This window comes from Halomonas cupida (assembly GCF_900142755.1).
GTDB lineage: Bacteria > Pseudomonadota > Gammaproteobacteria > Pseudomonadales > Halomonadaceae > Halomonas > Halomonas cupida.
Genome location: NZ_FRCA01000001.1, coordinates 642,726 through 655,769 on the forward strand (window position 1 = coordinate 642,726; position 13,044 = coordinate 655,769).

A 13,044-nucleotide genomic window follows, 5' to 3' on the forward strand; every position below is an offset into this window, starting at 1 on the left:
GAATGACAAGCTGGCTGCTTATAGCTTATAGCTTATAGCTTATAGCTTATAGCTTATAGCTTATAGCTTATAGCTTATAGTCATTCTTCCTCATCCAACTCTTCGGCGGCGTCCTCATGGGAAAGCCGCATACCTCCGAAGGGGAGCGGGTGCCCGTCGATGGTCGCCTGGTTGCCCTGGAGGCGCAGGCGGCCTTCAAGGAACCAGCGCACGGCGATCGGGAAGATCAGGTGCTCGCGAGTCAGCACGCGGGCCTTGAGGCTTTCCTCATCGTCGTCCGGCGTTACCTGGACGGCGGCTTGAACCAGCACCGGTCCCCCGTCCAGTTCCTCGGTGACGAAGTGAACGCTGCAGCCGTGGTCACTGACGCCGTCCTGCAGGGCGCGGCGATGGGTATGCAACCCCTGGTAGGCCGGCAGCAGCGATGGATGGATATTGATCATGCGCCCGAGGAAGCGCTGCACGAAACGCGGTGTCAGAATGCGCATGAAGCCGGCCAGTACCACCAGGTCGGGTTCATGGCGCTCAACCACCTTGATCAGAGCCGAGTCGAAGGCTTCCCGAGACTCGTACTCGTGGTGGGGGAGCGCGACAGCATCGATACCCGCATCGCGTGCTCGCTTGAGGCCGTAGGCATCGGCGACATTGGAAATCACCGCCACGATCTCGCCGCCCAACTCGTCATGCTGTTGGGCGTCGATGAGTGCCTGCAGGTTAGTGCCGCCGCCGGAAATCAGCACCACGACACGTGGTATGCGAGAGTCCTCGGGGGTGAAGCCATTCAGGGTGTCGTCACTCATGCTGCCGACATCTCCAGTCGAACCTGCTCCTCATCACCCTGGCGCGCCACGATCTGACCGATACGGAACACGCTCTCGCCCTGGCCCTGCAGGTGGGCACGCATCTGATCGGCCTTGTCGGCGGGGACCACCATGACCATACCGATGCCGCAGTTGAGGACCCGATACATCTCGCGATCCTCGACGTTGCCCTGTTCCTGCAGCCAGTCGAACACGGCGGGGCGTTGCCAGCTGTCGGTATCGATATGTGCAGTGAGATGCTCTGGCAGTACCCGCGGCAGGTTTTCCAGCAGCCCGCCGCCGGTGATGTGCGACAGCGCGTGGATCCGATAGTCGTCGTGACGCAGCAGTTCGAGCAACGGCTTGACGTAGATACGGGTCGGTGCCATCAACGCGTCGGCGAGACTCTGGCCGTCGATCTCGCGCTCCAGGTTGGCATCGGCGACTTCGAGAATCTTGCGAATCAGCGAATAGCCGTTGGAATGTGGGCCGGAAGAGGCCAGGCCCAGAAGCACATCACCTTCGCCGACCTGGCTGCCGTCGAGGATTTCATCCTTTTCGACGACACCGACACAGAACCCGGCGAGGTCATAGTCACTGCCCTCATACATGCCGGGCATCTCGGCGGTCTCGCCACCAACCAGAGCACAACCGGCCTGCTCGCAGCCAGCACCGATGCCGGTAACCACATCCGCGGCGATATCGACATCGAGCTTGCCGGTGGCATAGTAGTCGAGGAACAGCAGGGGCTCGGCACCGGCAACGATCAGGTCGTTGACGCACATCGCCACCAGATCGATACCGATGGTGTCATGACGACCGAGGTCCATGGCCAGACGCAGTTTGGTACCAACGCCATCAGTGCCGGTGACCAGCACGGGTTCGCGGTAGCCGCTGGGCAACTGGCAGAGCGCGCCGAAGCCGCCCAGCCCACCCATGACCTCGGGACGAGAGGTGCGCTTGGCGACGCCCTTGATGCGATCGACCAAGGCATTGCCGGCGTCAATATCGACACCAGCGTCCTTGTAGCTGAGGGATGCCCGTTCGGGGCGGGATGAGTCGCTCATGACAGATCCTGTGGATAGGGTTGCGCGCGCCGTTTTGAGCAGTGTTTCTGTTAGTGCGTCGCTGGGCGAGCGTGAGACAATAGGTGGATTCGGGGGCCGAATTGTAGCACTACGTTGACCGGCCCGCATCGCCAGGTCGCAGTTTCGCAAGGAGAGAGAAATGCGTAGGCAGTGGTGGATCGTTGCAGCGGTTGTTGCAGTCGCATTGTGGTTCTTCGTCAGTATAGAGCCTGTACTGGCACCGTTCTTCGTCAGCATGGTGCTGGCCTATCTGGGAGACCCGCTGGCTGATCGGCTCGAGGATCGCGGCCTGTCACGGCGGCTGGCGGTGACGGTGGTGTTTGTGCTGTTGAGCCTTGCGATCATCTTGACCCTGGTGCTGGTCGTACCGGTGTTGGGGCGTCAGGCCGGGCAACTGGTCGAGGCCTTCCCGGCGATACTCAACTGGATCCAGACGGCCGTGTTGCCTGAAGTGCAGTCGTTGACGGGACTTGATCTGAGCACAGACTTCGATGAGCTGCGCAAGGCGGTGGTCGAGAACTGGAAGGAAACCAGTACCATTGCCGCGACCCTGTTGGCTCAAGTGTCGCGTTCCGGTTTGGCACTGGTCGGCTGGCTGGCCAACCTGGCACTGATACCGGTGGTGACTTTCTATCTGTTGCTCGATTGGGATGTACTGGTCGGCAAGATTCGCCAGTCACTGCCGCGTCAGTGGGAGCCGGCAGCTGTGCGACTGGCGAGTGAATGCGATGAGGTATTGTCCTCCTTTCTGCGTGGCCAACTGATCGTGATGCTGTGTCTGGGTATCATCTATGCCATTGGCTTGACCTTGTTGGGAGTGCGCTTTGGTCTGTTGATCGGGCTGCTCTCCGGTCTCGCCAGTATCGTGCCTTACCTCGGGGTGATCGTGGGTATTACGGTGGCTGGCCTGGTGACCTTTTTCCAGTTCCATGACTGGTTGATGTTGCTCGGCGTGGCCCTGGTCTTTGGCTTCGGTCAATTGGCCGAGAGCGTGGTCCTGCAACCCAAGCTGCTCGGTGACAAGATTGGGCTGCACCCGGTCGCGGTCATTTTCGCTGTGCTGGCGGGGGGCCAGCTGTTTGGCTTCACCGGGGTTCTGCTGGCGCTGCCGGTTGCCGCGATGGTGATGGTAGTCTTGCGTTATCTGCACGAGAATTATAAAAACTCCACTCTTTATGATGCTGGACAGAAGGTCGCCGATCGACCCTCTGAGTCAGCATCCGACGAGGAGAATACATGAGTCGAGCGCCCGCGCAGTTACCCCTTGGGGTCGGGCTGCGTGATGATTCCACTTTCAGCAACTTCTACCCGGGCGCCAATGCCACTCTTGTCGATCATCTCAAGCGACAGTTCGAGGAGGACGGCGAGCCTTTCCTGTATCTGTGGGGGCCGCCCGGGTCAGGACGCAGTCATTTGTTGCAGGCTGCCTGTCACGAGGCCTCGGCACGGGATCTGCGTACGCTCTATCTGCCGTTGGAGGAGCTGGGGCATTTCCCGCCCTTGATGCTGGAAGATGTTGAACGCCTTGATCTGGTGGCTATCGACGACCTCGAGCGGGTGATTGGTCGCAAGCGTTGGGAGGAGGGACTGTTTCATGCCTTCAACCGCTTGCGTGACAGCGGCAGGCGTCTGGTGATCTGCGCGGATCGACCACCGCGCCAACTGGAGGTGACGCTACCGGATCTGGCCTCGCGCTTGACCTGGGGGGTGACCTTTCACCTGGCGCTGCCGGGAGATGAAGATTGTATGCGTGCCCTGCAGTTGCGGGCGAAACTCCGCGGCATGCAGCTTCCTGACGAGGTGGCGCGTTATATTCTGCATCGCGGCTCCCGTCAGTTCGGTGAGTTGTTGAGGTGCCTGGAGACGCTCGACAGTGAGTCATTATCTGCTCAGCGCAAACTGACCATTCCCTTCGTCAAGAAGGCATTGGGCTGGTAGTCGCCAATCCGAGTGACATGTGCAAGCAAGAGGCCGCCAATCTGGCGGCCTCTTGCTTGACGGTCGAGGGAATCTCGCGCATCAGCGATGCAGATCCACTTCCGTACGATGACCGTTGCGCAGCGTGGTTTCCTTGATGATGATCTGCCGCTGTCCGGTGGTGGGGTCGACGACAGTGCCGGAGACGTAGAAGTCGCCTGGCGGTAGATCTGTCAGTTGGAAGTAGCCGTTGGCATCGGTGCGGGTGGCGTGGGTGTATTCACGGGCACGAGGGTCGGCGCGTTCCACGGCTCGACCTGCCAGCGCCTGAGCGGCGGCCTCGGCGGAGTAGGTGGTGATCGGTGCCACGGAAACGCCTTCGTTGGCGCCAATCACGGTGCCGCCCCCGATATCCATGCTCAGGCGCCCGCTGACGGCTGCCGTGCCGGTGGTCGGCAACTGGGCATACTCTTCGGGATTGAAGACGACTTCACGCGCTACGCGGCCTTCGTCCTTCGGTGGCTCCTGGGTCTCGGGCGGTGGCTCGGTTGGGCCGGTGCCATCCTCGATATCAATCACTTCGGGCTGGCGAGTCGTGCCGGTGGGGGCGATCGTTCCACAGCCAACGAGGCTCAGGGTAACGATGGCGGCCATCGTGGCCAGCGGCCAGCGGCGCTGGGTAGTTGTCATATCAAGATCCCTCCTGGATGAAATGGCGTGGTGCCCTGTGGGTCAGCACGAGTTGCAGCATGCTGAACTCCCGCCGGGGCGGTGCGGTCATCGTTCCGGCGATGGCGTGGGTTGGTGACCTTGCGCAGCACCGTCCTTGAAATGCACGACGTTCTGATAGCCTAACGCAAAATGGCCCCCGGTCCAGTGACCGGGGGCCATGTCTTGATGTGAACCTGTCTTGTCAGGCCGACATCGAGAAGTCTACCGACAACTTACTTGGCGTTGGCTGCCTTGGTCGCAGTGTCGGTGGCCTTCTTGACGTTTGATTCGGTCAACTTCTGGCTCTCGGACACGAAGTCCTGCTGCAGAGCGACGACCTTCTCGGCATCACCCTTCAGGCGCTCGGTCAGCTCCTTGGCGACCTTCTGCTGGCCTTCCATGTAGCTGCGCAGGCCTTCAGCATCCTTCACCGCAGTGAAAGCGCGGACCTGAGCCAGGCCAGTGTCGGTGTAGGACTTGACGGCGTCCAGCTGAGCGTGAGCCAGCTTTTCGGTGAAGTCGACAGTCAGGGAAGTGTAGGCGCGAGCCGGAGCGAAGAACATATCTTCAAACTGGCTGGCGTCGAAGAAAGCCTTGGTGTCAAAAGTGCGCATCGTTGAATCTCCTGGGATGATGGAGGTTAGGTCAAGGCGTTGACCGTTTGGGTCGATGCCTTTCGTTTCTTCAAGAAATCTGTTGCAGGAAGTGGTCATCAAGCAAATATCCCTTCCTGTTGCAGTGCACAATAGCAAAGGGTTTTGTGCACTGCAATATGAATTTCCGATGGCCGGTTGCAGGAGGGCGCAGGTTGCCTGCCCGAGCACAGCATGCAGCGTCCGCACCTGAACTCAGGGCTTCAGTGCTGTTGGCAGGGTAGGCCGGGGTGATGACATTGAGATGACGCTTGAAAGTGACGTAGTGGGGCGCCATTGTGTCCAACGGACCGTGGCGCGACCCTTGTTTCAGGAGCAGTGCATGACTCAAACACGAATTGAACGCGACAGCATGGGTGAACTCGAGGTGCCGGTGGATGCCCTCTATGGTGCCCAGACTCAGCGTGCCATCAATAACTTCCCGGTCTCCGGTCAGCCCATGCCGTCGGCCTTCATCCACGCCATTGCACGAATCAAGCGTGCAGCGGCCACCGTCAATCAGCAACTGGGGCTGCTGGACGATGCCCGTGCCGCCGCCATCGTCACGGCTGCCGACGCCATCATTGCCGGGCAGCATGACGAGCAGTTTCCCATTGACGTCTTCCAGACAGGTTCCGGAACCTCGAGCAACATGAACGTCAACGAGGTAATCGCTCATCTGGCATCCACTGATTCACTGCAGGTTGGCCCCAACGATCACGTCAACATGGGGCAGTCCAGCAATGATGTGATTCCCTCCGCGCTGCACCTGTCGGCGGCTATAGAGGTGAATGCCACTTTGCGACCAGCGCTGGTGCATCTGCGTGAGACCATCGATGCCCGTGCAGCGGAACTGGATCAGGTGATCAAGACCGGTCGCACCCATCTGATGGATGCCATGCCGCTGAGCATGGGCCAGGAGCTGCGTGGCTGGTCGAGTCAGGTGGGGCAGGCCATCGAGCGCTTCGACAGTGCACTGGTTCGCCTGTGTCGCCTGGCCCAGGGCGGTACCGCGGTGGGTACCGGTATCAATGCCCACGCTGAGTTTGCCGAGCGCATCGCGGTGGAACTGGCCGCTCAGACCGGACTGAGCCTGACGCCCAATGACAGCTTCTTTGCCAGCCTGGCATCCCAGGATGCGGCCGTTGAGTTGTCCGGGCAGCTACGAGGCCTGGCGTGCGTAGTGATGAAGATCGCCAATGATCTGCGCTGGATGAACTCGGGGCCATTGGCAGGGCTGGGCGAGATCGAACTGGAAGCGTTGCAGCCGGGCAGCTCGATCATGCCGGGCAAGGTCAATCCGGTGATTCCCGAGTCTGCTGCCCAGGCGGCGGCCCAGGTCATCGGTCTGGATAGTGCGGTGACGGTTGCAGGGCAGAGCGGCAACTTCCAGCTCAACGTGATGTTGCCGTTGGTCGCCAATAACCTGCTGACTTCCATTCAGTTGATGAGCAACACTGCTCGGCTGCTGGCGGACCGGGCCATTGCTACCTTCAAGGTACGTGAGGATCAACTGCGTGAGCCTCTGGCCCGAAATCCTATCCTGGTCACGGCGTTGAACTCGGTGATCGGCTACAACGCGGCGGCGGCCATTGCCAAGAAGGCCTACAAGGCTGGTCGGCCTATCATCGACGTGGCTGAGGAAGAAACCGACCTGGCACGCGAGGAACTGGAACGTCTGTTGGACCCGGCTGCGCTGACCCGGGGCGGCATTCCGAGCTGAGTCGGCTTCGATCCCGCCGAGGTGGGATCGAGCTGCTCAGGTCTGAGGGCTGGAGAGCGACAGGGAGTCGCTGTCATCGGTCTGGTCTCCGGCCTCGATGCATGGATGCTCATCGTCGGTGATGCCTTGCCTGACGAGGTGGCTCTGCGCCGGCGCGAAATATTCCTCGAGACGTTGTTGTGCCTCATCGCCGAACAGGATTTCGCAGGCTTCACGCAGGCCCGGCGACTGCTGGATCTCAGCCTCGCTGACCACCAGCGAAATCTTCGAGCGGCGGCGCAGGAAGTCTTCCAGCCGAGTGACCATCTCGCGACTGCGAGCATGCTCCAGCTCGCAACGCAGGTACTCGGTGCCCTCGATCAGCAATTCCGCCTGACGGGGATCCTCGTTGATGCGCTCGAGCATGCTGAAGGCTTCCTCGCCATAGCGTCGCCACAGTCGTACGCTGAGAGACTCGCTGGAGGTTGTCGGCGTCCGTTCGTCCAGCCCGATCTGACCCGCACGCTCGATAAAGGCCTGACGCCGCTCGGCGCCGGGCTCCCCATACCAGCGTGCCTCCGGGTCGGGAATTTCGATGCCCAGTTGACGCACCTCCTCGACGACCTCCTCGCCGACATTCAGGCAGTCGGTGAGTTTGCCACCGAAGATGCTGATGTGTGCGTCTTCGGCGTTGATATCAACGGCATGCTTGCGCGACATCTGCAGGAAGTCACGTCCGCCGTTCTGGTCGGATCTGACTGCCAGAGGACGTACGCCACAGCGTGTGGAAATGATGTCATCACGGGTGAGAGGGGCTTCCAGGCGCAGACGCTTGTTGATGTTGTCGAGCACGAAGTTGATGTCGCCATCGGTGATCTCGACTTCGGGGCGCTCCTCGCGAGTGTCGGTGGTGCCGATGCAGGTGCGAGGCCCCATGGGAATCACGAAGAACAGGCGACCATCGTCGGCGAAGAAGGCCAGTACGCGACGCTGTTCGGTCAGCCGTGGCACGATCAGGTGAATGCCCTTGGAAAAAGCATGGTGATGATCGGTGCTCTGGCCGGTCAGCTGGTTATGCCGGTCGACCCAGGGACCGGCTGCGTTGATGACCACACGAGCTCGTACTTCAAAGCTGGACTGGTCTGTTACATCACGGACTCGGCAATGCCAGAGTCCGTCCTCGCGTCTGGCGCCGACGGACTCCACATAGTTGGCGGCACAGGCGCCTGCGTCCAGCGCATTGCGGATGAAGCTGAATACGAAGCGTGCATCGTTGTCGTGCAGGTAGGCATCGGAGTACTCGAAACCACCCAGCGCCTCATCGGTGTTGATGATCGACTCTTCGTGACGGATGTCCCGCGGTTTGAGAAAGCGCGGAATGCGAGTGAAGCCATTGCCCATCAGCCAATACAGCCAGGTGCCCGCCCAGAGCGTGCGAGGGTGGAAACGAAAACCCTTGCCGATGGTGGTAAGAAAGCGAATTTCCTGAACCGAGGAGGGGAAGCTCTCGATCAGGTGGTTGCGACTCCGGCATAGCTTGCGTACCAGCGCGAAGTCATGGCTCTCCATGTACTTGATACCGCCCCAGACCAGGTTCGAGGACTGCTGGCTGGTGGCGCTTGCGAAGTCGCCTCGATCGATCAGCGCCACCTTGACGCCCTTGCCGGCCAGGGCCGCAGCCGCCGAGGCGCCGTTGATGCCGCCACCGACGATCAAGACGTCGAAGGTATCATCCGACAGGCGTTGTAGATTGCTGTTGCGCAGTTGCATTGGCTTGGCTCCCCGGTGGCGCCTGTTGGTTAATCGCGTTCCCAGCCCATGGTGCGTTCCACGGCCTTCTTCCAGCCCTTGTAGCGCTGCTCACGGTCTGCGGGGGACATGGTCGGCGTGAAGGTGCGCTCGATCTCACCCTTGTGTGCGACCTCGTCCTGAGTCCACATTCCTACGGCGATACCGGCGAGGTAGGCCGCGCCCAGCGCTGTGGTTTCGGTCAGCTTCGGACGCTCGACATCGACACCCAGCATATCGGACTGGAATTGCATCATGACGTTGTTGGCGACCGCGCCGCCGTCGACCCTCAGCGACTTCAGGGTGATGCCGGAGTCCGCCTGCATGGCATCGATGATGTCGCGGGTCTGATAGGCCAGGGCATCGAGGGTGGCCCGGGTGATGTGTTCCTTGCTCGATCCACGGGTCAGGCCGAAGATGGCGCCACGGGCATACATGTCCCAATAGGGCGCGCCGAGCCCGGCGAAGGCCGGAACCACATAGACGCCACCGGAATCCTCGACCTTGCCGGCGTAGTACTCTGAGTCCTCGGCGGAGTCGATCATCTTCAGTTCATCGCGCAGCCACTGTACCGCGGCACCGGCGATGAAGATCGAGCCTTCCAGCGCATAGGTCACCTTGCCGCCGACTCCCCAGGCGATGGTGGTCAACAGTCCTGAACGCGAGGGTACTGGCTCTTCGCCGGTATTCATCAGCAGGAAGCAGCCGGTACCGTAGGTGTTCTTGACCATGCCCTTTTCGAAACACGCCTGCCCGAACAATGCCGCCTGCTGATCGCCGGCGATACCGGCGATCGGCATTCTGGCGCCACCGAACATCTCGCCATCCGTGTTGCCATAGATCTCGCTGGAGGGGCGTACCTCGGGCAACATCGCACGGGGAATATTCAGTGCTTCCAGCAGGCGGTCATCCCATTGCAGAGTATGAATATCGAAAAGCATGGTGCGCGAGGCATTGGTCACATCGGTGACATGGCGTTCGCCTCGGGTCAGGTTCCATACCAGCCAGGAGTCCATGGTGCCGAACAGTAGCTCACCGCGTTCGGCGCGTTGCTGGGCTCCCTCCACGTTGTCGAGGATCCAGCGAATCTTGGTGCCCGAGAAGTAGGCATCCACCACCAGACCGGTGGTATCGCGGATATGTTGCTCGAGCCCCTGCTCCTTGAGGGCGTCGCATAGGGGAGCCGTTCTGCGGTCCTGCCAGACGATGGCATGGTGGATGGGCTTGCCGGTTTCCTTGTCCCAGACCACCGTGGTCTCGCGCTGGTTGGTGATGCCGATGGCGGCCACTTGCGAAGGCTTCACGCCCTGGGTTTCCAGTACCTCGCGGGTAACGCCCATCTGGCTGCCCCAGATTTCCATGGCGTCATGCTCGACACGACCGGGCTTCGGGTAGTGCTGCTGGAACTCCTTCTGGGCGATACCGACGATGCGGGCGTCACGATCGAAGAGGATGGCACGACAACTGGTCGTGCCCTGATCCAGGGCGAGGATGTAGTTGGCGGTGGAACTGGTGGTGGAGTGGTCAGTTGGCGTGTTCCGGGCTTCCATGGTGGCGGCTCCTGAGTGGATCTAATTGTTGGGATGCAAGAGGTCGACAGAATCGTGTGAGTGTAAACGGGGCTCGAAGAGAGGTCAGTCGCAACCGTCGCGTTCGAGTGCTGCAGCCTGACGGCGGGCACCGATGACAGTCCAGGCCAGCCACAGGGCAAGGCCGCCAATGGCCAGACCCGGTAACAGCGTATCGCCACCGATGAAAACGTGGCTGTAGAACTGTGCTCCTGCGAGTCCACCAATCAGCGGGCCGACCACCGGAATCCAGGCATAGCGCCACTGGTTGCTGCCCTTGCCGGGAATCGGTAGCAGGGCATGGGCGATACGCGGCCCGAGGTCACGGGCAGGGTTGATGGCATAGCCGGTGGTACCGCCCAGTGACAGCCCGATGGCCAATACCAACAGGCCGACGATGAGGGGGTTGAGGCCGTCGGTGAAGCGATTGGCCCCGATAGCGAGGATGCCCAGCACCAGTACAAAGGTGCCGATGATCTCGCTGATCAGGTTGGCCAACGGGCGGTCGATGGCCGGGTCGGTGCAGAACACTGCACGTTTGGCGTCACTGTCGCTGGTGGCCTGCCAATGCGGCGCATAGTGCAGCCAGACCACGCTGGCCCCAACGATGGCGCCGAGCATCTGCGCCAGCACATAGCCAGGCACATCTCGCCACGGAAACTCGCCGATACTGGCCAGTGCCAGGGTGACGGCTGGATTGAGATGAGCGCCACTGAATTGACCAACCGCATAGATGCCCATGGCCACGCCGAGGCCCCAGCCAAAGGTGATGACGATCCAGCCTCCGGCAGCCGCCTTGGATTCCTTGAGCACGACACCGGCTACCACGCCGCCGCCAAAGATGATCAGTAGCATCGTGCCAACCAGCTCACCGACAAACGGAGTCATGAAGAGGGGTCTCCCATTTTTCAATACCGGGTCCATCAATGAGGCAATCAACCCAACACCAGAGCCTGCAGGGGCAATATCTCGGGTTTATTGATTTCGTGACCGGGTATCGGATGGTTTGTTGTAGTGAATCCCGAACGTCCAGATGTTCGAAATACGCCAATTAGGTTCGAATACGAACAAACAATAGTGCGATAGCGAACAACCGACAAGCCCAAAAGAGCTCGAAGGGCTACACCTTTGGTCGTAGGGATAGTTGCGAAGGTGGGCGCTGAAAAGGGTTTTATGGCGGTGAAATCAGCGAATGACGGGGCTAGTGGCTATGGCAGAGGGCGCAGCGGGTACCGCAGGAAGGAGCGGTGGGAAAGGCATGTTCGGTGTTGATATCGAAATGTTCGAAAATGATGGCTCAAACGTTCAGCCATCCTGTTGAGGGGCGCAGGAGCGGAGCGGTGACGGCCGTCCGATGACGGCGTCAGGCGATATGTAGACGTACATCATGCTCGCGCAGTAGACGCGTGATGCTGGTGGGTGGTTCTCGGTCGGTGAAAAGGGCATGGAGCTGCGAGACATTGCCCTGGCGGACTACTGGGTTGCGATGGAACTTCGAGTGATCGGCAGCAAGAAAGACCTGGCGAGAGTTGCCGATGATCGCCTGGGCGACACGAACTTCCTGGTAGTCGAACTCCAGCAGCGAGCCGTCCTCGTCGATGCCACTGATGCCGATCAGGCCGATATCGACCTTGAACTGATGAATGAAGTCGATGGTGGCCTCGCCGATGATACCGCCATCCCGAGCTCGCACCTGGCCGCCGGCGACGATGACATTGAAGTCTTCCTTGTGGTGCAGGATGGCGGCGACATTGAGATTGTTGGTAATAATCTCCAGGCCCTGGTGTTCGAGCAGGGCCTCGGCGACCAGTTCATTGCTGGTGCCGATATTGATGAACAGTGACGCATGATTGGGTACCTGATGGGCAACGGCAGCGGCGATACGTCGCTTGGCGTCCAGGTTGAGCGTCTTGCGGGTGGCATAGGCGGTATTGACGGTGCTGGATTCCAGGCCTGCTCCACCGTGTACGCGACGTACACGTCCTTCGGCGGCCAGGGCATTGAGGTCACGGCGTATGGTCTGGGGAGTAACCGCAAAGTGTTCGGTCAACTGTTCGATGCTGGCGTAGCCTTGCTGGCTGACCAACTCGACAATGGCCGCATGGCGTTGTTGTTGATTCATGGAGGGTTCCGTCTTGAGGGACCATGGCATGATCGTAAACGAACATACGAGTCTTGGCGATGGGGAGAGGAGCGGCAAAGCGATACTGTCTTCCTGTACGTAACTCAAGGACTTGCATTTGTCTGCCAGCTGGGTAAAATACGCATCCGTTGTCAGGGCAGTCATTGCCCCGGAGCAGCTACAGGACCATAGCTCAGTTGGTTAGAGCGCTACCTTGACATGGTAGAGGTCGGCGGTTCGAATCCGCCTGGTCCTACCAGTATGCTGTTACCCGCCGGACATTGCAGGACCATAGCTCAGTTGGTTAGAGCGCCACCTTGACATGGTGGAGGTCGGCGGTTCGAATCCGCCTGGTCCTACCAGATTCTGGCAGCTGGTTGTCTGACAGCCTGACGTTGAAGGCCGCAGCATCGAACATCGAGAGATGCTCAGCCGAGAAGGTCTTCAAGCAAGATGCTCTTCAAGAGTGATACTCTTCAAGAGAGTTGCTCTTGAAAGAGAAGGTTTCCAGGACCATAGCTCAGTTGGTTAGAGCGCTACCTTGACATGGTAGAGGTCGGCGGTTCGAATCCGCCTGGTCCTACCAGAACGAAGCCCCGCAGCAATCGCTGCGGGGCTTTTTCTGTTCTTGGGGAAAGAGCTGTAAGCTATAAGCTGTAAGTAGTCCTCCGAAGCAGAAGGGTTGCCGGAAGTTGTCGCAGATTGGATGCTTTCCA

The 13,044-nt window shown here is 60.2% G+C and carries 11 protein-coding genes and 3 tRNA genes; 6 read left to right on the plus strand and 8 right to left on the minus strand.

Annotated features, from left to right (window positions below):
* Positions 1 to 80: 80 nt before the first annotated feature.
* Both purN and purM read right to left on the minus strand, forming a co-directional pair.
* Positions 81 to 800 carry a phosphoribosylglycinamide formyltransferase gene (gene purN, locus BUE38_RS02730; RefSeq protein WP_073433468.1) on the minus strand — a complete coding sequence of 240 codons (720 nt, stop codon included), beginning with the start codon at positions 798 to 800 and terminating at the stop codon, positions 81 to 83.
* On the minus strand, positions 797 to 1,867 hold the full coding sequence (gene purM / locus BUE38_RS02735) for a phosphoribosylformylglycinamidine cyclo-ligase (RefSeq protein ID WP_073433469.1): 1,071 nt from the start codon (positions 1,865 to 1,867) through the stop codon (positions 797 to 799). The genes purN and purM overlap by 4 nt, the downstream gene beginning before the upstream one ends.
* A gap of 160 nt (positions 1,868 to 2,027) precedes the next feature.
* Here purM and BUE38_RS02740 point away from each other — a divergent pair, with 160 nt between their 5' ends.
* Both BUE38_RS02740 and hda read left to right on the plus strand, forming a co-directional pair.
* A complete protein-coding gene (locus BUE38_RS02740) occupies positions 2,028 to 3,128 on the plus strand; it encodes an AI-2E family transporter (RefSeq protein ID WP_073433470.1) in 1,101 nt (366 codons plus the stop codon).
* A complete protein-coding gene (gene hda / locus BUE38_RS02745; protein ID WP_073433471.1) occupies positions 3,125 to 3,826 on the plus strand; it encodes a DnaA regulatory inactivator Hda in 702 nt (233 codons plus the stop codon). The genes BUE38_RS02740 and hda overlap by 4 nt, the downstream gene beginning before the upstream one ends.
* An 81-nt stretch (positions 3,827 to 3,907) precedes the next feature.
* On the opposite strand, the gene BUE38_RS02750 is transcribed toward hda, so the two are convergent.
* On the minus strand, positions 3,908 to 4,495 hold the full coding sequence (locus tag BUE38_RS02750) for a hypothetical protein (RefSeq protein ID WP_234986741.1): 588 nt from the start codon (positions 4,493 to 4,495) through the stop codon (positions 3,908 to 3,910).
* A gap of 254 nt (positions 4,496 to 4,749) precedes the next feature.
* Positions 4,750 to 5,130: a phasin family protein gene (locus BUE38_RS02755; protein WP_073433472.1), complete on the minus strand. Its 381-nt coding sequence runs from the start codon at positions 5,128 to 5,130 to the stop codon at positions 4,750 to 4,752.
* Between the two features lie 361 nt (positions 5,131 to 5,491).
* On the opposite strand from BUE38_RS02755, the gene BUE38_RS02760 reads away from it, so the two are divergent.
* A complete protein-coding gene (locus BUE38_RS02760) occupies positions 5,492 to 6,871 on the plus strand; it encodes a class II fumarate hydratase (protein ID WP_073433473.1) in 1,380 nt (459 codons plus the stop codon).
* 36 nt (positions 6,872 to 6,907) lie between these two features.
* On the opposite strand, the gene BUE38_RS02765 is transcribed toward BUE38_RS02760, so the two are convergent.
* From BUE38_RS02765 to BUE38_RS02780, 4 genes are all read right to left on the minus strand, one after another.
* The gene (locus tag BUE38_RS02765) at positions 6,908 to 8,620 is read right to left on the minus strand and encodes a glycerol-3-phosphate dehydrogenase/oxidase (protein ID WP_084541673.1); all 1,713 of its coding nucleotides are present in this window, start codon (positions 8,618 to 8,620) and stop codon (positions 6,908 to 6,910) included.
* Between the two features lie 29 nt (positions 8,621 to 8,649).
* On the minus strand, positions 8,650 to 10,188 hold the full coding sequence (gene glpK / locus BUE38_RS02770; protein ID WP_073433474.1) for a glycerol kinase GlpK: 1,539 nt from the start codon (positions 10,186 to 10,188) through the stop codon (positions 8,650 to 8,652).
* 84 nt (positions 10,189 to 10,272) lie between these two features.
* The gene (locus BUE38_RS02775; RefSeq protein WP_073433475.1) at positions 10,273 to 11,094 is read right to left on the minus strand and encodes an MIP/aquaporin family protein; all 822 of its coding nucleotides are present in this window, start codon (positions 11,092 to 11,094) and stop codon (positions 10,273 to 10,275) included.
* 475 nt (positions 11,095 to 11,569) lie between these two features.
* Positions 11,570 to 12,328 carry a DeoR/GlpR family transcriptional regulator gene (locus tag BUE38_RS02780; protein WP_073433476.1) on the minus strand — a complete coding sequence of 253 codons (759 nt, stop codon included), beginning with the start codon at positions 12,326 to 12,328 and terminating at the stop codon, positions 11,570 to 11,572.
* 182 nt (positions 12,329 to 12,510) lie between these two features.
* On the opposite strand from BUE38_RS02780, the gene BUE38_RS02785 reads away from it, so the two are divergent.
* The 3 genes from BUE38_RS02785 to BUE38_RS02795 all read left to right on the plus strand — a co-directional run bounded on the left by BUE38_RS02785 (position 12,511) and on the right by BUE38_RS02795 (position 12,914).
* Positions 12,511 to 12,587, plus strand: a tRNA-Val gene (locus BUE38_RS02785).
* 26 nt (positions 12,588 to 12,613) lie between these two features.
* Positions 12,614 to 12,690: transfer RNA gene (locus tag BUE38_RS02790), tRNA-Val, on the plus strand.
* A 147-nt stretch (positions 12,691 to 12,837) separates the two neighbouring features.
* Positions 12,838 to 12,914 (plus strand) — tRNA-Val (locus BUE38_RS02795).
* The last annotated feature ends 130 nt before the right edge of the window (positions 12,915 to 13,044 follow it).